Below are 24,875 nucleotides of genomic sequence, written 5' to 3' on the forward strand. Positions count from 1 at the left end.
TATCTGAGTCAATCGGCGCGCACAGCCCGCATTGATGCCGTTACGTCAACCATCGCAGATGGTGCTATAGAATCAGTCAGGTCGATCACGCCAGCCGCCAACTGCCCGGCCTGATGGACGTCACAAAAAGAATGGGGCGCCCAAGGGCACCCCAGTTTCGCTGATAAGGCTCGTGATTGTTACCGCCCGGTGTTTTTGCCTGCGGCCTTATCCGCGTCAGGAGGCGAGCGCACCCGCCCCGTGTCAAGATGGGAGGCGGAACTCGCGAACCCCCACCCAGTTTGCCGGGCACATCCCTTGGGACATGGACGCGCCCGGCAATCTCTTAGCTACAGCCCGTGGTCGACCCGCAAGTGTTGCATTTCATGCAGGTGCCGTTGCGCACCAGCGTATAGTTGCCGCATTCGCCGCAGGGATCACCCTCGTATCCCTGCATTTTGGCCTTGGTGCGGGCGTCGATCTTGTTGATCGTCCCGGCGGACACGGCGGTCTCGCTGACCAGCGTCTCTGTCACGGTGGTTTTCACCCCTGCGGTTTCCGGCACCAGCGTATTCAACGCGCCGACCGGATCGGTGCCGGTCAAAACCGTCCCACCCGCTTCAACACCGCCCTGCAGCACCAGCAGCTCTTGCGGCATGCGCTTGCGCAGATACCCGGTCGAGCTGATTTGTTTCAGCACTTCCAGTGACTTGGTCGCTGCTGTCTCGGACGGCTCTTGCACGTTCGAGACACCCTCTTCCTCGCCACGACCCAGATCGTCGAAGCTTGCGCCTTCGGGTTTCACATGGGCCAGATCGGTGCGGTCCAGATAGGACACGGCCAACTCGCGGAAGATATAATCCAGGATCGACGTCGCGTTCTTGATCGAGTCGTTGCCCTGCACCATCCCTGCCGGTTCGAACTTGGTAAAGGTGAAGGCATCGACGAATTCCTCAAGCGGCACCCCGTATTGCAGGCCAACCGACACGGCGATGGCGAAGTTGTTCATCATTGCCCGGAAGCCAGCGCCTTCCTTATGCATGTCGATGAAGATCTCGCCCAGATTGCCGTCTTCGTATTCGCCGGTGCGCAGATAGACCTTGTGCCCGCCGACGATGGCCTTCTGGGTATACCCCTTGCGGCGTTCCGGCAGCTTCTCGCGGCCCCGCGCCACTTCCTTGATGACCACCTTTTCGATGATCTTCTCGGCCAGCGTCACGGCTTTCTCATGCGGCGACCCGGAGGCAAGGATTTCCTCGGCCTCTTCGTCATCCTCGACCAAAGCAGCGGCCAGCGGTTGGCTGAGCTTCGAGCCGTCGCGATAGAGCGCGTTGGCCTTGATGCCCAGGCTCCACGACAGTTCATAGGCTTTCTGGCAATCCTCGATCGTGGCGTCATTCGCCATGTTGATGGTTTTCGAGATGGCGCCCGAGATGAAGCTCTGCGCTGCGGCCATCATGTAGATATGGCTGTCAACACTCAGGAAACGCTTGCCTTTCTTGCCGCACGGGTTGGCACAGTCAAAGACATTGTAGTGTTCTTCCTTCAGGTGCGGCGCCCCTTCCAGCGTCATCGTGCCGCAGACATGGTCATTTGCGGTTTCGATGTCCTTGCGGGTGAAGCCCAGATGGCTCAGCAGGCTGAAATCGGGGTTGTTCAGCTTCTCGGCCGGGATGCCCAGCACGTTGGTGCAGAACTCCTCGCCCAGCGTCCACTGGTTGAACACGAAACGGATGTCGAAGGCCGACGGCAGCGCTGCTTCGATCTTGTTGATCTCGCTTTCGCCGAACCCATGGCCGATCAGCGTCGTGTGGTTGATCCCCGGCGCATTGCCAAGGGTGCCATGACCGACCGCGTAGCTGATGATTTCCTCGATCTCGGAGGACGCATAGCCCAGCTTTTCAAGCGCAGCAGGCACCGAGCGGTTGATGATCTTGAAATATCCGCCCCCGGCCAGTTTCTTGAACTTCACCAGCGCGAAATCAGGTTCGATCCCGGTGGTATCGCAATCCATCACCAGACCAATGGTGCCGGTCGGTGCGATCACGGACACTTGCGCGTTGCGATAGCCGTGCTTTTCGCCAAGCGCCAGTGCCTCGTCCCATGCGCCCATGGCCAGATCGACCAGTTTCGCGTCGGGACAGTTGCCGTGATCCAGCGCCAGCGGCTTGATCTCAAGCCCCTCATACCCTTCGGTCGCACCATAAGCGGCGGTACGGTGGTTGCGAATGACGCGCAGCATATGGTCCTTGTTGCGCTCGTACCCTTCAAACGCGCCCAGCTCGCCTGCCATTTCAGCGGACGTGGCATAGGACACGCCGGACAGGATCGCGGTCAGCGCGCCACACAAGGCCCGACCTTCCGCCGAGTCATAGCCATAGCCCATATTCATCAGCAGACCGCCAATATTGGCGTATCCCAGCCCCAGCGTGCGGAAGACAAAGCTGCGCTCGGCAATCTCTTTCGACGGGAACTGTGCCATCATCACCGAGATTTCCAGCGTGATCGTCCACAGACGGGTGGCATGCATGTAATCCTCGGCCTGGAACACGCCGTCTTCAAGGAAGGTCAGCAGGTTCATGGAGGCCAGGTTGCAAGCCGTGTCATCCAGGAACATGTATTCCGAACAGGGGTTCGATCCGCGAATTTCGCCGTCTTCCGGGCAGGTGTGCCAGGCGTTGACGGTGTCGTGATACTGGATGCCGGGGTCGGCACAGGCCCAGGCGGCGTGGCCAATCTGGTCCCACAAATCGCGGGCCTTGATGGTCTTGGCGACCGAGCCATCGGTGCGTCGGATCAACTCCCAATCCGCATCGGCTTCAACAGCCTTCAGATAGGCATCGGTGACGCGGACCGAGTTGTTCGAGTTCTGGCCCGATACGGTCGCGTAGGCTTCGCTGTCCCAGTCGGTATCATAGGTCGGAAACTCGATCGAGCCATAGCCCTGCTTGGCATAATCCAGCACGCGCTTGACGTAAACCTCTGGGATTGCGACCTTTTTCGCGGCCCGAATGACGTCTTTCAGGGTCTCGTTGACCTTGGGATCATAGGCATCTTCTTCTGCCCCGTCCCACGAACGGATGGCGGCGAAGATGTGGTTCAGATGCTCTTCGTGCATCTTCGACCCGGCCACGAGCGAGGCGACTTTCTGTTCCTCTTTGACCTTCCAGTTGATGTATTCTTCGATATCGGGGTGGTCGCTGTCCACGATCACCATCTTGGCAGCGCGGCGCGTGGTGCCGCCCGACTTGATCGCGCCAGCAGCGCGGTCACCAATTTTCAGGAAGCCCATCAGGCCCGACGATTTACCGCCCCCCGACAACGGCTCGTTAGCGGCGCGCAGGGACGAGAAATTGGTGCCGGTGCCCGACCCGTATTTGAACAGGCGCGCCTCGCGAACCCACAGGTCCATGATGCCGCCGTCGCCCACCAGATCGTCACCGATCGACTGGATAAAGCAGGCATGCGGCTGCGGGTGTTCATAGCTCGACTTCGACTTGGTCAGCTTGCGGGTCTTGTGATCGACATAGTAGTGCCCCTGTGCCGGACCATCGATGCCATAGGCCCAATGCAGACCGGTGTTGAACCATTGCGGCGAGTTCGGCGCGGCACGCTGGCTGGCCAGCATGTGGCGCATTTCATCGAAATAGGCCTTCGCATCGGCTTCGGTGGTGAAGTAACCACCCTTCCAGCCCCAATAGGTCCACGCCCCCGCCAGACGGTCAAACACCTGCTTGGCCGAGGTTTCACCGCCGAACCGCTCGTCTTTCGGCAAATCAGCCAGCGCTTTTTCATCGGGGACTGAGCGCCACAGGAAGTCCGGAACGCCTTTTTCTTTCACCCGTTTCAGGGCGGCAGGCACACCGGCCTTGCGGAAATATTTCTGCGCGATCACGTCAGATGCAACCTGGCTCCAATCCGCCGGCACCTCGCAATTGTCCAGTTTGAACACCACTGTCCCGTCCGGGTTGCGGATCTCGGACGAGGTCGAGATGAAATCCAGATCCGAATATGCGTCTTTGCCTGCCTTGGTGAATTTGCGTTCGATTTTCATAGTGCCCCGTCGATCCTTCGTGCGCTGTGGTGTTGCGTGTCTGGGCACGCCTTCACCCTTCCAAATTTAGCTGATCGCAAGGACCGGAAAAGACACAGAAAACCCGCCCCGAAGCACGCAATACGCGGCCCCGGTCTCGTTCGACCCATCAGATCGTGTCATAATTCTTTTACTGTCCCGCTGTAACCTGCCGCCACTATATGTTGTGGTTTGTTGATCAGCACGCACAAGGTGGCGTATCCACCCCTAGTAGGTCAACAAAAACTTCTGGTCTATCCACAACTCTTTTTCGTTGACGTTGATTGGGGTTTGAGCAAGCGCGGGATTAACCATTCGATTCCTCCGCAAGGGGCGGCTGTGGATGGTTTCAGATTTTAGTATGTGATCACCGGACTTATGCCAAAAAGGGAAAGTGATACCTCAATTCCGAACTGTCAAACGCAAGAGGCACGGCACCGCAAAGGGATCGAGGGACAACGCAAACCGCAAGAATTTGGGCAAAGACGGACAAAATCGCTGTTTTGCTGGAAAGCCAGCAGTCAAACCCCTCACATGTGGCGTTTTTGCGTCAGGCAGGATGACAAAACGGCCAAACTGGATCGAGACAAAAGGAATCAATATCTTCGGCGCTCCACCCGGGATTCGGTTCCAACCTTCAGCATACCCTTGGCTCGATCGCCGCATGCACCGGACGGGGCGTGCAGGTGATATCGACCCAACGCCCGCGAGCGTATCAACACTATATCTGGTGGTCCTGCCACGCACATACCAAGCAAACCCGGTCGAGATATCCACGTTGGGAAAATGGTCGGGACGGCAAGATTCGAACTTGCGACCTACGGTACCCAAAACCGTCGCGCTACCAGGCTGCGCTACGCCCCGAACGCCCTCTCCTTAACGGGGGTTCCTGACGAAGAAAAGGGCAAATTGACCGCCTGCCCGATCTTCCTTCTTTACCTTGGCTATTCGGTCGTTGCACAGGGCCATGCAGCGATGCTCTGATCCAGCATTGGGTGGCGCATCACAGTGCCCTTCGAAATGCCAAATCGTTCTGCGATTCCGCCGTTCACCTCAAGCACGGCAAGAATATCCGATCCACCGGGAATGGGGGATATGTCATGCGGAATGGCATTCCGGTGCACCCGCGCCACCGTACCGTCAGCGGTCAAAAACAGCATATCCAACGGGATCAAGGTGTTTTTCATCCAGAAGCTGACCGATTGGGGTGTTTCGAACAGAAACAACATCCCATGCGACATCGGCATGCTTTCGCGGTGCATCAAACCCTGTGCGCGCTCGCCCGGATCATCGGCGATCTCGACCATGAATCGCGCCTTGCCCCAGTCGCCCCGCAGATCGACATGGTCCGGTTCACAGGCATCGGCCCAAACCGGCGCGGACAGCAAAAGGGCGCCCATAACGGACGCCCCCATTTTCGCAATCCTGCTCACCGCCCCGCGCATGTCAGTCTTTGCTTTCGGTGGCCGCATCCCAGGACGAAACACTGACCGCCATGCAGCCACGCTTGCCCGCGGCAGATCGCAGGCCAATCGCTTCACCGGGTTGCAAATCGGCCAGCCCCGAGCGGCGCAGAACCTCGACATGGATGAACACATCTTCCGACCGTCCAAACACATTGGCAAAACCGAACCCTTTGGCTTTGTCGAACCATTTGACCCGCGCAGGCTCCAACGGTCCGATGCTGTCAGGATCAACGACGCCTTCGGTAAATTCTTCAAGTTGATGTTCGGTATCAGCTTCGGGCGGCTCGATGGACAAGACGTTAACAGCCTGACGACCGCGTTCGGTCGATTGCACCGAGATTTCGATGATGGAACCGTCAGCAACCGAGCTTTGGCCGAAATTGCGCAGCACATTGGCATGAAGCAAAATGTCCGCCCCGCCTTCGTCGGCGATCACGAATCCAAACCCCTTGCTTGGATCAAACCATTTGACCTGGCCACGCAGCACGATTGGCTCATGCGCGTCTGTATCTTGCGCCATAACTGTCCTCAAAAAATTCGCATCCCCACGATACTATTGGGGTGTTTGAAATCCGGGTGCAAGCCTTAAACACATATACTTTTAGGCAGGTATAACACGAAAAATCCAGTTTTTTAAGGGTTTAATCGCACAACTGACCACGAGTCACTTTTTTCACTTCTGCTCCAACGAAACCGGTCATGCAGGCGGAACGCGCCATCGGCCCAGAACTCTATTTCGGTCGGCCAAATCCGGTATCCGCCCCAAAATGGCGGGCGCGCGGGGTTGGTACCGTGGGTGGCTGTCACCTTCGCTACCTCGGCCATCAGAGCGGCACGAGACGCCAGCGGCTGGCTCTGATGCGAGGCCCAGGCGCCCAGCCGGCTTTTCAGCGACCGCGACGCGTAATAGGCGTCCGCTTGCGGCCCCTCTTCGCGTTCGATCACACCACGTACCCGAATTTGGCGGCGCAGGCTTTTCCAATGCATGACAAAGGCCGCTTTACCAGCTTGATCCAGTTCTTGTGCCTTGGCAGACCCATAATTGGTGTAGAAGACGAAGGCGTCATCTTCGATGTCCTTAAGCAACACCATTCGGACGTTCGGCAACCCATCTGCATCCACCGTCGACAACGCGATGGCGTTGGGGTCGTTGGGCTCGGATTTTTCTGCCTCGGCCAGCCAATCGCGTGCGATCGCAAACGGATTTTCACCCGCAAATATCCCGCCTCGTTCAGACATTTCGGCTTCCTTCTTGTTTCTTTCCAAACATATGGTCTGCGCGGTTCCGTGCCAACTCTGTTACAAACACGTATCGGAACGTAGGTCTCAGGCTTGAAGAGACCCGGCCAATCGCCTAAACGGGCATATCGCAGTATCTCGGGACGGGGAACCAGAATGTCGACGGAATTGATGAAGGGCAAGCGCGGCCTGATTATGGGGCTGGCCAATGACAAGTCCATTGCATGGGGGATCGCGAAAGCCTGTGCCGAGGCGGGTGCCGAGCTGGCTTTTTCTTATCAGGGCGAGGCGTTGAAGAAACGCGTTGATCCACTGGCTGCACAGCTGGGATCCGACCTGGTGGTGGAATGCGATGTGTCGGACCAAGGCTCGATCGACAGTCTGTTCAGCACGTTAGAGAAAACATGGGGCAAGTTGGACTTTGTCGTTCACGCCATTGGTTTTTCGGATAAAAATGAGCTTCGGGGTCGCTATGTCGACACCAGCCCTGAAAATTTCCGCATGACGATGGATATCTCGGTCTATTCCTTCACTGCGGTGGCCCGTCGGGCAGCGGACCTGATGCCGGATGGCGGGTCGCTTCTGACACTGACTTACTACGGTGCCGAACAGGTCATGCCGCACTACAACGTGATGGGCGTGGCCAAGGCCGCGCTTGAGGCATCGGTGCGCTACATGGCCGAAGATCTGGGCAAGGACGGCATTCGTGTGAACTCGATCTCGGCCGGTCCGATCAAGACATTGGCGGCGTCAGGCATCGGTGATTTCCGTTACATTCTGAAATGGAACGAGCTGAACTCGCCCCTGCGCCGCAACGTCACCATTCAGGACGTTGGGAATTCCGCGCTTTACCTGCTGTCCGACCTTGGCTCGGGCGTAACGGGCGAAACCCATCATGTGGACAGCGGCTATCACGTCGTTGGCATGAAGGCGGTTGACGCCCCCGACATCGACGTGGCCACTGGCCGCAAATAAGGAGCGTCAGACATGAGCGACCGCCTGCCCCACGAAAAAGGCTTTCACATCAGCTGGGATCAGATCCATCGCGACAGTCGTGCGCTTGCATGGCGGCTTGATGGCCAAGGCCCCAAAGACACCGGGTGGCGCGCTGTTGTCGCAATCACGCGCGGCGGGCTGGCCCCGGCCATGATCGTCGCCCGCGAACTGGATATCCGCACCGTCGACACCGTGTCGGTCAAATCCTATCACCACCAGTCGCAAGGCGAAGCCGAGCTTCTGAAAGCGCCTGATGAGGCCATGATGGGCGATGGCGAGGGTGTTTTGATCATCGACGATCTGGTTGATACCGGCAAAACGCTGGAACTTGTGCGCAACATGTATCCCAAGGCGCATTTCGCCACGGTTTACGCCAAACCCAAGGGGCGCCCGCTGGTGGACACCTTCATTACCGAAGTCAGCCAGGACACATGGATCTTCTTCCCATGGGATATGGCCCTTCAATATGTCGAACCGTATCGCGGCACGGACTAAGCCAACGTCGCAGACGCAGACAGGAAAGCCCCGCCCACCGACGGGGCTTTTTTCATACTCAAGGGCGCAAACGAGCACAAAAAACCCGGCACTGCTTACGCAGGCCGGGTTTCACATGTCTTGTATTGCAGATTACTCGGCTGCTTCTGGCGCATCCGGCGTGCCACCGGCCGCATCCGCATCGGTGTTCTCGGACTCCGATTTGGCAGGCTTACGGGGTTTGCGGGTCCGCGCAGGTGCTTTCTTCGGCTTGCTTTCCGGTGTTTCCACCAACCCGCTTTGGTCGCTGTCATCCATGTTGTCGGACGCTGGGGCGATGTCGGGCTGATCCCCCTCGCCCGCCGCTGCCTGTGCAGATTTGCGTTCAGCACGCGCCTCACGCTCTTCTTTTTCGCGTTGCTGACGTTCGCGGTTTTGCTGTTCGGATTGCAGACGCCGGGCTTCCATTTCGCGTTGCGCTTCGCTTAGAAGACGGGTGTAATGCTCGGCGTGTTGCTGGAAGTTCTCGCCCGCAACCCGGTCATTCGACAGGAACGCATCGCGCGCCAATTGAGTATACTTGTCGATGATCTGCTGGGGCGTCCCGCGCACTTTGCCTTCGGGTCCCGAACTGTCATAGACGCGGTTGATGATGTTACCCGGATTGTTCCGGTTTCGGTTCGACTTGTTATTTCGCGAACGTGATTTCGGCGATCTCATCAGCTTGTTTTTCCAGCTTTAGCTTCCAACGCACGGTGTAATTGCCGCGCTGTGTTTTCGAACAAGACACCAATCTGTGCCACATCGTTCGAATTGTAGGGCTTACCAACAGCGGCTGTCACAAGGACTGCGACACTGCTAAAACCTGATTGTCACGTGGGCCGCTGAAACACAAGCCTTATCTGGCAAAAACTGATGGAAACGGGGAATTTTGCCGGGTTTCGGTGGGTTTAACGGCCGTTTTCCACCCCTCGGTCGGCCAAATCCGGCGCGTTCAGCAAGGTTCCCGTGACCACGCGGTCATGCCCGGACAGGTCTTTCAGCACCCGGATCGCGGTAAAATCTGTTTCCTGAAACAGCTCTTTGACCGCAGCACCCTGCCCGGCGCCGATTTCGACCATCAGATTCCCACCCGGTGTAAGATAATGTGGCGCGTCCGCAATGATCTGGCGATAAGCCGCCAGCCCGTCTCCACCGGGTGTCAGCGCCAGATGAGGTTCCCAATCCCGCACATCGGGGGTCAGAGACGCCATTTCAGCCTCTGAGATATAGGGCGGATTGGATACGATCAGGTCAAAGCGCTGATCACTGGCGACGGCACCAAACCAGGATCCCTCCTGAAAAGCCGCGCGATCCTCGACCTGTAAGGCCTGCGCATTGGATCGGCCAATCGACAAGGCTGCGGCTGACAGGTCCACCGCCACCCCCCTTGCTGTGGGCCGTTCTGCCAACAGCGTCAGCACGATACAGCCGGTTCCCGTGCCCAGATCCAGTACGGTGTCGAAGGGCACCGACAATGCCGTATCGACCAACAGCTCGGTGTCGGGGCGTGGGTCCAGCACATCACCAGAGACAATGAAGTCACGCCCGTAAAACGCGCGCGTGCCGATGATTTGGGCGACGGGTTGGCGGTTGGCACGCGCTGCGATGGCTTGCTCGAAAGCTATGGCCTGATCGTCCCCCAGCTCATCCTGCAAGACCAGCGTCAAACGGCTGCGATCAATGCCCAGCACATGGGCCAGCAGAACCCGCGCGTCGCGGGCGGGATCATCCACCCCTGCCGCGCGCAAGACCCGCGTCGCCGATACCAAAAGCGCCGCGCCGGTTGTCATCCGTCCATATCAGCCAGCTGTGCGGCCTGATCTTCGGCAATCAGCGCGTCGATCACCTCGTCCAGATCGCCCGCGATGATCTGATCCAGTTTGTAGAGCGTCAGGTTGATCCGGTGATCCGTCATGCGCCCCTGCGGGAAATTATAGGTGCGGATGCGTTCCGACCGGTCGCCCGAGCCGACCTGCGCCTTGCGATCCGCCGCACGGGCATCATCGACCCGCTGGCGTTCCAGATCGAAAAGACGCGTTTTCAGAACCTGCATCGCAATCTCGCGGTTGCGGTGCTGGCTTTTTTCCGAGCTTGTGACCATGATCCCCGTTGGCAAATGGGTGATCCGAACCGCGCTGTCGGTGGTGTTCACGTGCTGACCGCCAGATCCCGACGCCCGCATGGTGTCGATGCGGATGTCATTTGCATCAATCTGAATGTCCACGTCCTCTGCCTCGGGCAGCACAGCGACGGTGGCGGCGGATGTGTGAATGCGCCCACCGCTTTCGGTTTCCGGCACCCGCTGCACCCGATGCACACCGCTTTCATATTTCAGGCGGGCGAACACGCCCTCGCCCTTCACATGCGCGACCACTTCCTTGATGCCACCCAGCTCGGTCAGGCTTTGCTCCATGATCTCGAACTTCCAACCCCGCGTCTCGGCATAGCGTTGATACATCCGCAGAAGGTCGGCAGCGAACAACGATGCCTCATCCCCGCCGGTGCCGGGACGAATTTCGATCATCGCGGGCCGGGCATCGGCGGCATCCTTCGGCAAAAGCACCAACCGCATTGCCTGTTCGACCTCGGGCAATCGTTCCTTCAACGAGGGCAGTTCTTCCTCGGCAAGTTCGCGCATGTCCGGGTCGTCCAGCATCGCCTCGGCCTCGGCAATGTCATCCAACAGCCGGCGATAGGCTGCGATCTCCTCGACCACGGGCTTAAGCTCGGCATATTCACGCCCAACCTGTGCGATTTCTTCGCCCGACAGACCCTGGGCCATGCGGGCTTCCAGAAACTCGAACCGTTCTGTGATCGCAGAGAGTTTTTCCAAAGGAACCATGGGGGCGGTGTCCCTTATCCCAAGGGTTTGGTCAAGGGCTGCGTTTGTGCTAACCTTGGGTATGTTCAGGATATTGCCCCTTTTCTTCGTCGCGGGCGGACTGTTCGCGAACCCGGTGCTGGCTGATGTCACCACACCGGGCGGCAAGGTCATTGACTGCTATTGCACCGATACATCCGGCAGCCGGGTTGAACTGGGCGAAAGCATCTGCCTGTTCGTCGGGGGCCGGGCATTCATGGCCCGTTGCGAGATGAGCCTGAACGTCCCCATGTGGCGCGATACCGGCGAAGGCTGTGTCTCGGCTCAGGCGTTGGAAGACACGCTGCCCAACAGTGACGCGCCTGACGTGCTACCGGCGCTCTGATCAGAACTCGTCATCCATGTCATCATCAAGATGTCTGAGCTGATCAAGCCAGGCCTCAACGCGCTGTTCATTCACGCCCATATCGCTTTTGCCATACACCAGATGGGCATGAATATGCAGCGCGTCATCTGCCACCCATGCCACAGTGATGTCGGGAAATCCGATCCGGCGCGAACGGGTGACGACGGCAAACAGATCATCTTCCTGATGCCGCAAATGTGTGCGCGGGGCTTCCAGAGCGATCCAGATCAGGTGGTCCAAAGCGCCTTCCGGCAGAATGCGCAGCGGGATCACGTATTTTACCCCGCCGGGCAATTTGTGGGTGCCGGGATTGTTCGGACCCGGTCGTGCCGAAAACCTCTCGGTTGGCAAAGGCGCCAGTCGCACCCAACCAAGCGCAAGAACGGCCAAGAAAAGGACACCTAGAATTGCGGCAACAATATAGTTCACACACGCCCCCGAACCCTCCGCCCCCCAGCGGATCGCGACACATCAACTCTTGGTAGCGATAGATGAGCCGGGCTAACGCTGCAACCATAATCCTACAAGGGCTTTCGGGCGAGCGATGGACAAAGGGATGGTGCGACACGCCGGAATGCCGTTTGAAACAGAGGCATCGGGTGATCGCTGTGACACGTGGCGCCGATCAACCGCGCCGTGTCACGGCCCACAGATTCAGAATTTCCATCGCCACATGTGCCCCGGCAATGGCCGTTGCGCCGGTGGTGTCAAACGGGGGTGAGACTTCGACCACATCGCCGCCCACAAGGTTGATCCCTACCAGATCGCGCAGGATCATCGCCACCTGCGCCGAGGTCAGGCCACCCCAGACCGGCGTGCCCGTGCCGGGCGCGAAGGCCGGGTCCAGCGCGTCGATATCGAAGGTCAGATAGGTTTTGCGGTCGCCCAGGATCGACTTGATCTTGTCCACGACACCAGCGGGACCGGTTTCATGCACTTCACGTGCGTCAATGATGTTCACGCCCATCGTGTCGGCGTTATGGGTGCGGATGCCCACCTGAACCGAGCGGGTCGGGTCGATCAGCCCCTCTTTCACCGCCTTGTAGAACATCGTGCCGTGATCGACACGGGTCATGTCATCGTCGGCCCACGTGTCCGTGTGCGCATCGAACTGCAACAGGCTGAGCGGCCCGTGTTTCTTTACATGCGCGCGCAGGATTGGGAAGGTGATGTAGTGATCGCCCCCCAGTGTCAGACAGGCCGCCCCCTGATCCAGAATGCCGCTGATATGCGCCTCAAGCGCGGCGGGAAACTGGTCGATATGAGCATAGTCAAACGGCATATCGCCATAGTCGGCGATGGCAAATTCGCTCATCACGTCGAAATCCCAGCCATAGGCTTGATCGGGTGATTGCAGGCAGGAAGCCTCGCGAATGGCGCGCGGGCCAAGCCGGGTGCCGGGGCGATTGGTAACGGCCTGATCGAAGGGAATGCCGGTGACGGCAATATCCACGCCCGTCAGGTCTTTGGTATAAGATCGACGTAGAAAAGACAGGGCCCCACCAAAGGTGTTCTCAAAGGCCAGACCTTTGAACCCGTCCCGCGTGAATGCGGTATCGACCTGTGTTTTTGCGTCTTCCAATGCCATTGCGGCCTCCCCTGTTTCTGATCGGTTAGCACAGGTTGCGAGGTCTGGCCAGATAATTTGATCAAATTTTTATTGAGCGCCGTCAGACCGGGTTCAACCGCTCGACCAACCGCGCGAAGAAACTGGCCCCGTATGGCGCGGCTTCGTCGTTGAAATCATAGGCGGGGTGATGGACGCCAGCGCCGTCCTCTCCTTGCCCAAGAAACAGGTATGCACCGGGCCGTTCTTCCAGCATATATGCAAAATCCTCGGCCCCCATTTCGCGCCCTTCATCGGCAAACACCCGGTCGGCACCGCTGATCTCGCGCGCCACTTTGGCGGCTTTCTCGACCGACTCGGCGTCGTTCACGGTGGGCGGGTAACCCAGCTCATAGTCGATCTGGGCGGTGACACCGAAGCTGGCCGCCTGCCCTTCGATCACCTCGCGCAGGCGCCGCTGCACCATCTCACGCACCTCAGGCGTGAACGACCGGATCGTGGCGGCAAACCACGCGTCCTCGGGAATGATATTGTCCGCGGTCCCACCGCCGATCATCGTGACCGAGACCACCAGATTGTCCATCGGCGACAGGTTGCGGCTGACGATGGATTGCACCGCCTGCACCATCGACACCACCGCCATGATCGGATCGGCCGTATCCTGCGGATAGGCCGCATGCCCGCCGCGCCCCGTCACCTTGACCCGAAGCGTATCGACCGCGGCCATGATCGGGCCGGGCGTGGTATAGAACTTGCCCACCTCGTGCCCCGGCATGTTGTGCAGGGCATAGACCTCGGCAATATCGAAACGGTTCATCAAACCTTCGTCGCACATGTGTTTCGCGCCGCCGTCGATTTCTTCGGCGGGCTGGAAGATCAACGCAACGCGTCCTTTGAAGTTCCGGGTCTCCGCCAGATAGCGCGCCGCGCCCAGCAGCATGGTGGTGTGACCGTCGTGCCCGCAGGCATGCATACGCCCCGGCACGGTCGAGGCATAATCAAGCCCCGTCGCCTCGTCCATCGGCAGGGCGTCCATATCGGCGCGCAGCCCGATGGTCGGCCCGTCGCCCTGCCCGTTGATGATGCCGACAACACCCGAAACGCCGATCTTCTCGTGAATCTCGTCCGCACCGAAACCGCGCAAGTGGTTCACCACATAAGCCGCCGTGTCATGGCACTCCAACCCCAACTCGGGATGGGCATGGATATGCCGCCGCCACGTTTTCATGTCGTCTGCAAATTCGCCAATGCGGTTGATGATCGCCATGACTTCCTCCTATCAAGGGTGGGACGAAACAATCCTGATTTGGACCATGATGCAATGAGCAAAACCCACGATCTTTCCCCCTCTGACAGTCTGGTCCTCAACCCGCAAGGGGGGATGGATCGCCTGCGCGAAATCATGCGCCGATTGCGTGATCCGCAAAACGGGTGTCCATGGGACATCGAACAGAGCTTTGCCACAATTGCCCCCTACACGATCGAAGAAGCCTATGAAGTGGCGGATGCAATCGAACGGCAGGCGTGGGATGAGTTGAAGGGCGAACTTGGCGATCTGCTGTTCCAATCGGTCTTTCATGCCCAGATGGCGGAAGAGGCCGGGATGTTCACCTTTGACGAAGTGGCCGATACCATGTCCGACAAGATGGTCGCGCGCCACCCGCACGTGTTCGGGGATGAATCCCGCGATAAATCCGCCGAACAGCAGACCCGCGATTGGGAGACCATAAAGGCCGCCGAGCGGGCGGGCAAAGCCCAGCAAGGCGTGCTGGACGGCGTGGCCATCGGACTGCCTGCCCTGTTACGGGCGGTGAAACTGCAAAAACGCGCCGCGCGGGTGGGGTTTGACTGGCCCGATATCGGCCCCGTTCTGGACAAGATCACCGAAGAAGCGCGCGAGGTGGCCGAGGCGCGCGACACGCTTGGACCTGACGAGCTGCGTGAAGAGATCGGGGATTTGCTGTTCGTGGTCGCCAATCTGGCCCGCCATCTTGACGTCGAACCGGAGGAGGCCCTGCGCCACGCCAATGCGAAATTCGAACGTCGTTTCAAGGGGATCGAGCGGCGACTGGCCGTGGAAGGTCGCACCCCGGAAGATGCAACGCTTGAAGAAATGGATGGCCATTGGGAGGCCGAAAAACTGACTGAGCGGGCGGGCGGCAATTAATTTCCGATTAATTTAATCGGGTATTGACCCAATCAAAAGACTCAGGTTTAAGCGCAGCAACGAAACAAGGAGACCCATGTGATGAACATTGTTCGCACTTTCGCCTCGGCTTCGATCGTGGCCGCAACTCTCGCCCCCGCGATCGCAAGCGCCGACGAGGTCAACGTTTATTCCTATCGCCAGCCTGAGCTGATCCAACCGCTGACAGATGCCTTCACCGAAGAAACAGGGATTGCTGTCAATGTCGCCTTTTTGAACAAAGGCATGATCGAGCGACTGGAAGCGGAAGGCAAACGCAGCCCCGCCGACCTGATTTTCACAGTCGATATTTCCCGCCTTGCCGGCGTGGTGGATGCCGGTCTGACCCAGCCGGTCGAAAACGAAACGTTGACCGCCAACATTCCGGCAGAATACCGCGACCCCGGCAACCAATGGTTTGGCCTGACCACCCGCGCCCGCATCGTCTATGCCTCGAAAGAGCGCGTGGCAGACGGTGACGTGACCACCTATGAAGATCTGGCAGACCCAAAATGGAAGGGCCGGATCTGCACCCGGTCTGGCACCCATGCCTACACGCTGGCGCTGGTTTCAGCCTATATCCAACATCATGGCATTGAAGACGCCAAGACATGGCTGGAAGGCGTGAAAGCCAACCTTGCCCGCAAACCACAGGGCAACGACCGCGCGCAGGTCAAGGCCATCTGGGCCGGTGAATGCGACATCTCGATTGGCAACACCTATTACATGGGCAAGATGCTGAGCGATCCTGAGCAAAAGGAATGGGCCGAAAGCGTCAACGTGGTGTTCCCGACCTTTGAAAGTGCTGGCACCCACGTAAACGTCTCGGGCGTGGCGCTGGCCAAGAACGCGCCAAACAAGGACGCTGCGATCAAGCTGATGGAATTCCTGTCCTCACCGAAAGCGCAGGAAATCTATGCCGCCCAGAACTTCGAATACCCGATTGCACCGGGCACCGAGGCAGTCGATCTGGTGAAAAACTGGGGCAGCTTCACGCCGGATAGCGTCAACCTGATGGAAGTGGCCAGCCACCGCGCCGACGCGCTGAAACTGGTGCAAGAGGTCGATTTCGACGGCTGATCGGCCCCACCGGTAGAAACATCAAAACCCGGCCAATCGGCCGGGTTTTTTTGTGTTTCACTCACCCGCTTTTTGCATCGGCATCAGCATCTGCGCCAGGTAATGACCGGTATAGCTCTCCGCCACCTGCGCCACGTCCTCGGGCGTACCCGTTGCCACAATGCGCCCACCCCCGTCACCGCCTTCCGGGCCGATGTCGATCAGGTGATCAGCGGTCTTGATCACATCCAAATTGTGTTCGATCACGATGACACTGTTGCCCTGATCAACCAATTCATGCAGCACTTCCAACAGCTTGCGCACATCTTCAAAATGCAGACCCGTGGTGGGTTCATCAAGGATGTAAAGCGTCCGGCCCGTGGAGCGTTTCGACAGTTCCTTCGACAGCTTCACCCGCTGCGCCTCGCCGCCCGACAGGGTCGTCGCCTGCTGGCCCACCTTGATATAACCCAGCCCCACACGCATCAGCGCATCCATCTTGTCGCGGATCGACGGCACCGCCTGAAAGAAGGTCTGTGCATCCTCGACCGTCATGTCCAGCACATCGGCGATGGATTTGCCCTTGAACTGCACCTCAAGCGTTTCCCGGTTATAGCGCGCGCCTTTGCAGGTTTCGCATTGCACGTAGACATCGGGCAGAAAGTGCATCTCGATCTTGATGACACCGTCGCCCTGACAGGCCTCGCACCGTCCGCCCTTCACGTTGAAGCTGAACCGGCCCGGCTTGTAGCCGCGAGTCTTGGCCTCGGGCAGCCCGGCGAACCATTCGCGAATGGGCGTGAAGGCCCCGGTATAGGTCGCGGGGTTTGAGCGTGGCGTGCGCCCGATGGGGCGCTGGTCAATGTCGATCACCTTGTCCAGATGCTCCAATCCCTTGATGGTCTCGCAGGGCGCGGGTGTCTGGCGTGCTCCGTTCAGGCGCATCGAGGCGGTCTTGAACAACGTCTCGATGGTTAGCGTGGATTTTCCGCCACCCGACACGCCCGTCACGCAGACAAATTTGCCCAGAGGGAAGTCGGCGGTCACGCTTTGCAGGTTGTTTCCCGTGGCCTTTTTCACGGTGATTTTCTTGCCATTCCCTTTACGACGCGTGGCAGGGACCGATATCTCGCGCACGCCGGTAAGGTACTGCCCCGTAATGGAATTTAGGTTATTCGCAATATCTTCCGGCGTCCCTTGCGCAATGATCTCGCCGCCATGCACACCCGCGCCGGGACCGATATCCAGAACAAAGTCTGCCTCGCGAATGGCTTCCTCGTCATGCTCAACCACGATCACCGTATTGCCCTGATCGCGCAGGTTCTTGAGCGTGGTGAGCAGCCGGTCATTGTCGCGCTGGTGCAACCCAATGGACGGCTCGTCCAGTACGTAAAGCACGCCCGTCAGGCCCGAGCCGATCTGGCTGGCCAAGCGGATCCGCTGGCTTTCGCCGCCCGACAACGTGCCGGAATTGCGGCTGAGCGTCAGATACTCCAGCCCGACATTGTTCAGGAAGCCAAGGCGCTCGCGGATTTCCTTCAGGATGGCGCGCGCAATCTCGTTCTTTTGGGCGCTCAGATGGTTCGGCGCGTCCTCGACCCAAGCCAAGGCCTCGCGGATCGACATCTCGACCACCTGCCCCACATGCAACAGCTTGTCGCCCGAGCCGATTTTCACAGCCAGCGCCTCGTCCCGTAGGCGATAGCCACCACAGGCCCCGCACGGGCGGTTGTTCTGGTACCGCTCAAATTCCTCACGGATCCAGTTCGAATCCGTCTCGCGATAGCGACGCTCCATATTGGGGATGACGCCTTCGAAGGGACGCGTTACTTCGTAGACGCGCCCGCCCTCGTCAAAGCGGAACTTGATTTCTTCCTCGCCCGAGCCATAGAGGAACACCTGCTGCACATGAGCGGGCAGATCTTTCCATGGCGTATTCTTGTCGAACTCGTAATGTTTCGCAATCGATTCAATCGTTTGCAGGAAGTACGGCGACTTGCCTTTTCGCCATGGGGCCAGCGCGCCATCATAGACTTTCAGCGTCGCGTCCGGCACCACAAGACGTTCGTCAAAGAACAGCTCTTTGCCCAACCCGTCGCATTCCGGGCAGGCCCCGAAGGGCGCGTTGAACGAGAACAGGCGCGGCTCGATCTCGGGAATGGTGAAACCGCTTTCCGGGCAGGCGAAGTTTTCCGAGAAGGTGATAACCTCGGGGTCGCCTTCGCGCGGGGCGGTCTCGAACAATGCAATTCCGTCGGCCAAATCCAGCGCGGTGCGGAAACTGTCGGCCAGACGTTGCTCCATCCCTTCGCGCACCACCACACGGTCCACCACGACGTCGATATTGTGACGATATTTCTTATCCAGCGTTGGGGGCTGGTCCAGCTCATACATCTCGCCATTCACTTTGACGCGCTGGAAGCCCTTCTTCTGAAGCTCTTGAAATTCCTTGCGATATTCGCCTTTCCGGTCGCGCACAATGGGGGCGAGCAGATAGGCGCGTGTACCATCTTCCATCTGCATCACGCGGTCCACCATATCCTGCACCTGCTGGGCTTCGATGGGCAGACCGGTGGCAGGGGAATACGGCGTCCCTGCCCGCGCAAACAGCAGACGCAGGTAGTCATAAATCTCGGTCACCGTGCCGACGGTCGAGCGCGGGTTCTTGGACGTAGTTTTCTGCTCGATGGAAATCGCCGGAGACAGCCCCGCGATGTGATCCACATCAGGTTTCTCCATCATATCAAGGAACTGGCGCGCATAGGCCGACAGGCTTTCCACATAGCGCCGCTGCCCTTCCGCATAGATCGTGTCAAACGCCAAAGACGACTTGCCCGAGCCGGACAGACCGGTGATCACCACCAGCTTGTCACGCGGAATATCCACGTCGATGGATTTCAGATTGTGCTCGCGTGCGCCGCGGACCTGTATTTCTTTCAGCTCGGCCATTCTGACCCCCAGTTCACAATTGCTTAACGGTTAGGACAAACCGCGCGGCGGGACAATCGAAAAATTAGAACATTTGAAGAACACGCGCAATCACGCCGCCCCACCTGATGCCAAATATTCACCTTTTTGAATTTTTATTCACCGCCCCATTGACCTGTATACGATGCGATCTATATCCCGGATCAGACCCCTATCGGGACAGGAGCGATAGAATGTTTGGTTTCACAATGGGCGGCGCAAGGATGGACCCTCGCGAGGCGGTTTCCAAAGCCAGAACAGGCGACATAACGGTCATCGACGTACGCAACCATGGCGAGGTGCAGATGACCGGTAAGGCGAAAGGTGCCGTCGTCGTGCCGCTGACGGTCATGCCGTTCCAATGCGATCCGAAAGGACCGGATTTTCATGCAGATATCGACCCTGCTAAACCGGTCGCACTTTATTGTGCATCCGGCGCACGCTCGGCGCAGGGGGCGCAGATTCTGAAACGTCTGGGCTTTAACGAGGTCTATAATATCGGCGGGTTGGGTCACTGGCATCAGGCAGGTGGCGAGATCGAGAGATAACTTGGCGAAGTTGACGGCGCGAACATACATACGACGCGAAAAGACGCCTGACCGCTGTGACAATCCAACGAGCTTCTCGCTGGCTGTTACCCGGCGGTCTTAAACACCTGTTTTCAACCCTCCTGTCTTATCGCTCGTCACGTGACTCAGAATATGGGCACGGCTTACCAGCCCATTAGCCAGTTTATTTAAATGTTGGCTCGGTGACCGTCCGCCAGTAGCCCATCACACTCAACCAATTGATTTCAAATGATCAAATCACAGCTGCCCCTCTAAACACCCATTTTTCGTTTCGCAAATCTCATCCTGCAAGCACGGGATACACCGTCATTCACCTTTTTGGTTGACTGACTGCCCTTGGCTTGTTATTCACCCATATGGTTGAACGAAAGGATACAGATCGCCTTAGTGCGATATTGAAAGCTGCGTCGGATCCGACACGGCGCGCCGTACTCACGCTGTTGGCGCAGGAAGGGCCGATGCGCGTAACCGACATCGCGCGCCTTTTCGATATCAGCCTGAATTCAGTCTCGAAGCACATCAAGGTGCTGGAGGCCTGCGGCCTGGTGACCCGACGCACCGAATGGCGAGAGCATCTGATCGAGGTGCAGATGGCCCCGCTTTCCGAAATTGACCAATGGTTTGCCGAATTGCGTTCGATCTGGGCGCTCCGGCTGGATGCCCTCGAAGCTGCCCTGAAGGAGGACGACAATGACTGACCTATCCCTGGAAATAACCCGCCACATCCCCTATCCGCCCGAACGGGTTTTCGATGCATGGCTGGACGCAAAAATGCTTGCGAAATTCATGATCCCCGGCGCGGGCGTCACGGTGCCTGACGCAAGTGTCGACGCCAAGGTCGGCGGACGTTTCAGCATCATCATGCGGGTGCCCAACGCGGGTGATCTGCCGCATGAAGGCGAATACCGGATCATAGACCGCGCCAAAAGGCTGCAATTCACTTGGGAATCTCCTGCAAGCACGATTGACGACTCGATCGTCACGCTGGACCTGACTCCGAAAGACGGCGGAACCGATCTGCGCCTGCACCACATCCGTTTCCCGTCCGAGGAAAGCCGCGACAATCACAATGGCGGCTGGACCTCGATCCTGGCCAAACTGGACGAGGTGCTGTCGTGATCAACTGGGTCGCTATGGGCGCAGGTGTCGTCGCGGCCTTCCTGCTGGGGTTTGTGATCTATGGACCGTTTCTGGGCCTGCAACGCCGCTGGGCCGAAGGGACGCGGATCAACCCGGACCCGCCCGCAACAATGCCGGTGGGGCCGATGCTCGCCCAGATCGTATCGCTTGCCTTTCTGGCTCTGGTCATCGCCATGACCGAAACCACGGGCGCATTGGGTGTCGCGATGGTCGCGATACTGGCCGTGGCCACTCAGACAGCCTCGGTTGGGGCATGGGCACAGAAAAGCGGGTTCGCCATGGCCGTGGATGTGGGTTACGCGTTGCTCAGCGGGGTTGTGATGATCTTGGCGCACGCCGCGCTTTGAAAAAGAAGGCCGGGCAATGACCCGGCCTTCTTTGTATTACATGTGAATGACGCGGTCATACGCATCCAGCACCGCTTCGTGCATCGACTCGCTGATCGTCGGGTGCGGGAAGACCGTGTGCATCAGTTCCTCTTCCGTGGTTTCCAGCGTTTTACCGACCACATAGCCCTGGATCATCTCGGTCACTTCCGGGCCGACCATATGGGCGCCCAGCAGCTCTCCGGTTTTGGCGTCAAAGATGGTTTTGATCATCCCCTCGGGGTCGCCCATGGCGATGGCCTTGCCGTTGCCGATAAAGGGGAAGCGGCCGACCTTGATGTCATAGCCCTGCTCTTTCGCCTTCGCTTCGGACAGACCGACCGAGGCGACCTGCGGGTGGCAATAGGTACAGCCGGGAATGCTTTCGGGTTTGACCGGGTGGGCGTGCAGACCGGCGATCAGCTCGGCCACCATGACACCTTCATGGCTGGCTTTGTGCGCGAGCCACGGAGCACCGGCGATGTCCCCGATGGCATAAAGCCCATCCACACCCGTGCGGCAATGGGCGTCGGTCACGACATGGGTGCGGTCGATCTTCACGCCGAGCGCTTCAAGACCCAGACCCTCCACATTGCCGACGATGCCGACGGCGGAAATCACAGTGTCGAACTCTTGCTTCTCGACCTTGCCGCCCACCTCGATATGGGCGGTGACTTTGCCTTTCGCGCGATCAAGCTGCTTGACCATGGCTTTCTCCATGATCTTCATGCCCTGCTTCACGAAGGACTTCTTGGCGAAGGCCGAGATCTCGGCGTCTTCCACGGGCAGCACGCGATCCATGACCTCGACAACAGTGGTGTCCGCACCCAAGGTGTTGAAGAAGCTGGCAAATTCGATGCCGATTGCGCCCGATCCGATGACCAGAAGCTTCTTCGGCATGCGCGGCGGGTTCAGAGCGTGTTTATAGGTCCAAACCAGATCGCCATCGGCCTCTAGCCCCGGAAGTTCACGCGCACGGGCACCGGTGGCGAGCACGATATTCTTGGCGGTCAGCTCGTCGGTGCCCTTCTCGGTCTTGACCGAGACCTTACCCTTGGCCGGGATCGTCGCCTCGCCCATCACCACGGTGACTTTGTTTTTCTTCATCAGGTGGCCGATGCCGCCCGACAGCTGCGCCGCGACCCCGCGAGAACGCTTCACGATGGCGGGCAGATCGTAATCGACCTTATCCGCTGACAGACCAAATTCCTTGGCGCGGTGCATCAGGTGGAACACCTCGGCCGAGCGCAGAAGCGCCTTGGTTGGGATACAGCCCCAGTTCAGGCAGATACCGCCCAGATGTTCGCGTTCGACGATGGCCACGTTCTGGCCCAGCTGAGCGGCCCGAATTGCCGCAACATAGCCACCCGGCCCAGCACCGACCACAACCGTATCAAAAGCCTTGCCCGCCATGGGGATCCTCCTCATCTTCAAGATAGTTTGCCATTAAACTATTTAGTTCAACGGATCAATGACGCTAGGTAAAACCCGCTAGTCGCTGAGCGAAACCCAGCTAAGCGCGGAAATTCAGGGGATCATGGATCGGACAGCGGCCTAACCGTCACGCCTCTGTGCCCTGTGCTTCAAATTTTCTGCGAAGCGCAGTGTATCCGCCATCCTCAATAAACGTGCGCTCTTCTTCCGTTGTTTCGCGCCCCAACGCCTCGTTGCGATAGGGAAAACGACCGAAGCGATCAATGATGGCGCGGTGGACCCGCGCGTGCAGCGTATCGCCCTGCCCCGGCGTGTCGGACATCCGCTCGGCCATCAGCGCGATGCAACGGTCCTGATCCTCCATTGCTTCGCTATGCATGAAAGGCAGATAGAAAAACTGCCGATCGGGCAACGGAATCTGCATATCCAGCCCGCGTTCAATGGCATGATCAGAACAGGCCCGCGCCGCCGGATCGGTTGCAAACGACCGTGCATCGCCACGAAACATGTTGCGCGGAAACTGATCCGTCAGGATGAGAAAAGCCAACGCCCCCTGCGGCGTGTCGCGCCAATGGTCGCGCTTGCCGTCCCGCGCGGCCTCGTAATCTGCCATGAAGCGTGCGCGGATCGTATCGTCCAGCTTGTCCGAGGCAGTGTACCACCCCTTCTCTCCGACCTCGTCGAACCAGAACGTGATGATCTCTTGCGGCTCTGTCATGGCTGTGCCTCCTGTTTCCTTCACCCTAGCCGGAAAGGAACACAGTGCAAGGCGGGACGAATGCGCAAGGCTATTCGTCCTCTTCCGCCTCTTCGGCCCAGACTTCTTGCGCCATGTCCACAGCAACGGGTGAAGCGGCTGGCGACATGGTCATGTAAGCGCCCGTATCCCTGGGGGACGGACCCGACCGCTGTGTCATACGCCACAGGCCATAGATCAGGAAGCCGACCAACAGCAGCGCCATATAGCCAAAGAACCCCAGCGGTCCCATCACGCCCATGACCCAACCGGTGACCACTGGACCGGCAATCGCCCCCATCCCGTTGATGAAGATCAGCCCGGCGGATGCGGCAGGCATGTCGTCAGGCTCAAGGAAGTCGTTCACATAGGCCAAAAGCAACGCATAAAGCGGGTTGGTCATCCCGCCCAGAAAGAATGCGGCCAGCAAAAGAAGCTCGTAGCGGGCACCGAACAAAACCGGCAACAAGGCCGCGACGGCCGCGATGGCTGTGACAATCAGGATCAGCACACGCCGGTCCATCCGGTCCGATATCCAGCCAATGGGATATTGCAGCACCAGCCCGCCAATATAAAGCGCCGACACGAAAACCGAGATCTGTCCAATCTTCAACCCGACCTGCTGACCGAACACAGAGGCCATGCCAAACTGAGCAGAGAACACGCCCCCCAGCAACATGAATCCCACACATCCCATAGGCGAGATATGGAACAGCTCGCGCAGGCTCAGGCCCTTTGTCGTTTCAAACGCAGGGGTTGGATTCACCGACAGAAGAATGGGGGCAAAAGCGATCGAAACAAGCACTGACGGCAGGATGAACAGGATGAACCCGCCGGGATCCCCGATCACCAGAAGCCCCTGGGCTGCGATAATCCCCACCATCTGCACAAACATGTAAAGCGACAGCGCCTTGCCGCGGTTTTCATTGTCGGCGGCGTTGTTCAACCAGCTTTCCGCCGTGACATACACACCCGAGAAGCAGAACCCCACGATCACCCGCAATGCGGTCCAGGCCCATGGGTCCGTAAGCGCGGGATACAGGATCAGCACCGCCGAGATGAAAGACCCAAGCGCGGCAAAGACCCGAACATGCCCCACCCGCCGGATCATGATCGGGGCCATGCGCGACCCAAACAGGAAGCCCGCGAAATAGCCGGACATGACCATCGACAGCTGAAAGGTGGAAAACCCTTCCAAGCCACCCCGGATCCCCAACAGCGTGCCTTGCACCCCGTTGCCGACCATCAGCAGCATCATACCAAGAAGCAGCGCCCAAGAGCTCGACAAGACCTGAAGCATGGGAATCTCCTGTTTGCGTTGGGTAAGAGCCTAACAACACATGGCCAGAATCAAAGGG

23 protein-coding genes and 1 tRNA gene are annotated in these 24,875 nt (G+C 58.7%); 9 read left to right on the plus strand and 15 right to left on the minus strand.

Annotated features, from left to right (window positions below):
* Nucleotides 1-325: 325 nt before the first annotated feature.
* From J3R80_RS01655 to pdxH, 5 genes are all read right to left on the minus strand, one after another.
* Entirely contained in the window at nt 326-4,033 is a 3,708-nt protein-coding gene (locus tag J3R80_RS01655; RefSeq protein ID WP_275392014.1) for a vitamin B12-dependent ribonucleotide reductase, read from the minus strand.
* Between the two features lie 805 nt (nt 4,034-4,838).
* Nucleotides 4,839-4,915 (minus strand) — tRNA-Pro (locus tag J3R80_RS01660).
* A gap of 80 nt (nt 4,916-4,995) precedes the next feature.
* Nucleotides 4,996-5,451: a DUF192 domain-containing protein gene (locus J3R80_RS01665; protein ID WP_275392015.1), complete on the minus strand. Its 456-nt coding sequence runs from the start codon at nt 5,449-5,451 to the stop codon at nt 4,996-4,998.
* Nucleotides 5,452-5,497: 46 nt separating this feature from the next.
* Entirely contained in the window at nt 5,498-6,037 is a 540-nt protein-coding gene (locus tag J3R80_RS01670) for a cold shock domain-containing protein (RefSeq protein ID WP_275392016.1), read from the minus strand.
* 113 nt (nt 6,038-6,150) lie between these two features.
* On the minus strand, nt 6,151-6,756 hold the full coding sequence (gene pdxH, locus J3R80_RS01675; protein ID WP_275392017.1) for a pyridoxamine 5'-phosphate oxidase: 606 nt from the start codon (nt 6,754-6,756) through the stop codon (nt 6,151-6,153).
* Nucleotides 6,757-6,912: 156 nt separating this feature from the next.
* On the opposite strand from pdxH, the gene fabI reads away from it, so the two are divergent.
* Together fabI and gpt are read left to right on the plus strand one after the other, a co-directional pair.
* Nucleotides 6,913-7,731: an enoyl-ACP reductase FabI gene (fabI, locus tag J3R80_RS01680; RefSeq protein ID WP_275392018.1), complete on the plus strand. Its 819-nt coding sequence runs from the start codon at nt 6,913-6,915 to the stop codon at nt 7,729-7,731.
* Nucleotides 7,732-7,743: 12 nt separating this feature from the next.
* Nucleotides 7,744-8,247: a xanthine phosphoribosyltransferase gene (gene gpt / locus J3R80_RS01685; protein WP_275392019.1), complete on the plus strand. Its 504-nt coding sequence runs from the start codon at nt 7,744-7,746 to the stop codon at nt 8,245-8,247.
* A gap of 132 nt (nt 8,248-8,379) precedes the next feature.
* Here the strand turns inward: gpt and J3R80_RS01690 are convergent, their stop codons facing one another.
* The 3 genes from J3R80_RS01690 to prfA all read right to left on the minus strand — a co-directional run bounded on the left by J3R80_RS01690 (nt 8,380) and on the right by prfA (nt 11,110).
* Nucleotides 8,380-8,946 carry a DUF4167 domain-containing protein gene (locus tag J3R80_RS01690; protein ID WP_275392020.1) on the minus strand — a complete coding sequence of 189 codons (567 nt, stop codon included), beginning with the start codon at nt 8,944-8,946 and terminating at the stop codon, nt 8,380-8,382.
* A gap of 230 nt (nt 8,947-9,176) precedes the next feature.
* A complete protein-coding gene (gene prmC / locus J3R80_RS01695) occupies nt 9,177-10,058 on the minus strand; it encodes a peptide chain release factor N(5)-glutamine methyltransferase (protein WP_275392021.1) in 882 nt (293 codons plus the stop codon).
* Nucleotides 10,055-11,110: a peptide chain release factor 1 gene (gene prfA, locus J3R80_RS01700; protein WP_275392022.1), complete on the minus strand. Its 1,056-nt coding sequence runs from the start codon at nt 11,108-11,110 to the stop codon at nt 10,055-10,057. The genes prmC and prfA overlap by 4 nt, the downstream gene beginning before the upstream one ends.
* Before the next feature lie 61 nt (nt 11,111-11,171).
* Between prfA and J3R80_RS01705 the strand changes: the two genes are divergently transcribed.
* Nucleotides 11,172-11,474: a hypothetical protein gene (locus J3R80_RS01705; protein ID WP_275392023.1), complete on the plus strand. Its 303-nt coding sequence runs from the start codon at nt 11,172-11,174 to the stop codon at nt 11,472-11,474.
* On the opposite strand, the gene J3R80_RS01710 is transcribed toward J3R80_RS01705, so the two are convergent.
* From J3R80_RS01710 to J3R80_RS01720, 3 genes are all read right to left on the minus strand, one after another.
* Nucleotides 11,475-11,924, minus strand: a complete 450-nt coding sequence (locus tag J3R80_RS01710) for a DUF1499 domain-containing protein (protein WP_275392024.1) — start codon at nt 11,922-11,924, stop codon at nt 11,475-11,477.
* A 196-nt stretch (nt 11,925-12,120) separates the two neighbouring features.
* On the minus strand, nt 12,121-13,083 hold the full coding sequence (speB, locus tag J3R80_RS01715) for an agmatinase (RefSeq protein WP_275392025.1): 963 nt from the start codon (nt 13,081-13,083) through the stop codon (nt 12,121-12,123).
* An 82-nt stretch (nt 13,084-13,165) separates the two neighbouring features.
* Entirely contained in the window at nt 13,166-14,329 is a 1,164-nt protein-coding gene (locus J3R80_RS01720; protein WP_275392026.1) for a M20 aminoacylase family protein, read from the minus strand.
* A 54-nt stretch (nt 14,330-14,383) separates the two neighbouring features.
* Here J3R80_RS01720 and mazG point away from each other — a divergent pair, with 54 nt between their 5' ends.
* Both mazG and J3R80_RS01730 read left to right on the plus strand, forming a co-directional pair.
* Nucleotides 14,384-15,229 (plus strand): nucleoside triphosphate pyrophosphohydrolase, encoded by an 846-nt coding sequence (gene mazG, locus J3R80_RS01725; protein WP_275392027.1) that lies wholly within the window; start codon nt 14,384-14,386, stop codon nt 15,227-15,229.
* An 81-nt stretch (nt 15,230-15,310) separates the two neighbouring features.
* Nucleotides 15,311-16,327 (plus strand): Fe(3+) ABC transporter substrate-binding protein, encoded by a 1,017-nt coding sequence (locus tag J3R80_RS01730; RefSeq protein ID WP_275392028.1) that lies wholly within the window; start codon nt 15,311-15,313, stop codon nt 16,325-16,327.
* Nucleotides 16,328-16,384: 57 nt separating this feature from the next.
* Here the strand turns inward: J3R80_RS01730 and uvrA are convergent, their stop codons facing one another.
* The gene (uvrA, locus tag J3R80_RS01735; RefSeq protein ID WP_275392029.1) at nt 16,385-19,255 is read right to left on the minus strand and encodes an excinuclease ABC subunit UvrA; all 2,871 of its coding nucleotides are present in this window, start codon (nt 19,253-19,255) and stop codon (nt 16,385-16,387) included.
* 212 nt (nt 19,256-19,467) lie between these two features.
* Between uvrA and J3R80_RS01740 the strand changes: the two genes are divergently transcribed.
* The 4 genes from J3R80_RS01740 to J3R80_RS01755 all read left to right on the plus strand — a co-directional run bounded on the left by J3R80_RS01740 (nt 19,468) and on the right by J3R80_RS01755 (nt 21,329).
* Entirely contained in the window at nt 19,468-19,821 is a 354-nt protein-coding gene (locus J3R80_RS01740; RefSeq protein ID WP_275392030.1) for a rhodanese-like domain-containing protein, read from the plus strand.
* Between the two features lie 377 nt (nt 19,822-20,198).
* Nucleotides 20,199-20,540: a metalloregulator ArsR/SmtB family transcription factor gene (locus J3R80_RS01745; protein ID WP_275392031.1), complete on the plus strand. Its 342-nt coding sequence runs from the start codon at nt 20,199-20,201 to the stop codon at nt 20,538-20,540.
* Complete coding sequence (locus tag J3R80_RS01750; RefSeq protein WP_275392032.1) at nt 20,533-20,961, plus strand: SRPBCC domain-containing protein; 429 nt, start codon at nt 20,533-20,535, stop codon at nt 20,959-20,961. Before J3R80_RS01745 ends, J3R80_RS01750 begins: the two co-directional genes overlap by 8 nt.
* Nucleotides 20,958-21,329 carry a DUF1761 family protein gene (locus J3R80_RS01755; RefSeq protein WP_275392033.1) on the plus strand — a complete coding sequence of 124 codons (372 nt, stop codon included), beginning with the start codon at nt 20,958-20,960 and terminating at the stop codon, nt 21,327-21,329. Before J3R80_RS01750 ends, J3R80_RS01755 begins: the two co-directional genes overlap by 4 nt.
* A 36-nt stretch (nt 21,330-21,365) precedes the next feature.
* Here J3R80_RS01755 and lpdA read toward each other — a convergent pair whose 3' ends face one another.
* The 3 genes from lpdA to J3R80_RS01770 all read right to left on the minus strand — a co-directional run bounded on the left by lpdA (nt 21,366) and on the right by J3R80_RS01770 (nt 24,817).
* Nucleotides 21,366-22,760: a dihydrolipoyl dehydrogenase gene (lpdA, locus tag J3R80_RS01760; protein WP_275392251.1), complete on the minus strand. Its 1,395-nt coding sequence runs from the start codon at nt 22,758-22,760 to the stop codon at nt 21,366-21,368.
* A 148-nt stretch (nt 22,761-22,908) separates the two neighbouring features.
* Entirely contained in the window at nt 22,909-23,499 is a 591-nt protein-coding gene (locus J3R80_RS01765) for a DUF924 family protein (RefSeq protein ID WP_275392034.1), read from the minus strand.
* Between the two features lie 70 nt (nt 23,500-23,569).
* Complete coding sequence (locus tag J3R80_RS01770; RefSeq protein ID WP_275392035.1) at nt 23,570-24,817, minus strand: MFS transporter; 1,248 nt, start codon at nt 24,815-24,817, stop codon at nt 23,570-23,572.
* Between the last annotated feature and the right edge of the window lie 58 nt (nt 24,818-24,875).

The sequence above is a fragment of the Aliiroseovarius sp. Z3 genome, assembly GCF_029105185.1.
GTDB lineage: Bacteria > Pseudomonadota > Alphaproteobacteria > Rhodobacterales > Rhodobacteraceae > Aliiroseovarius.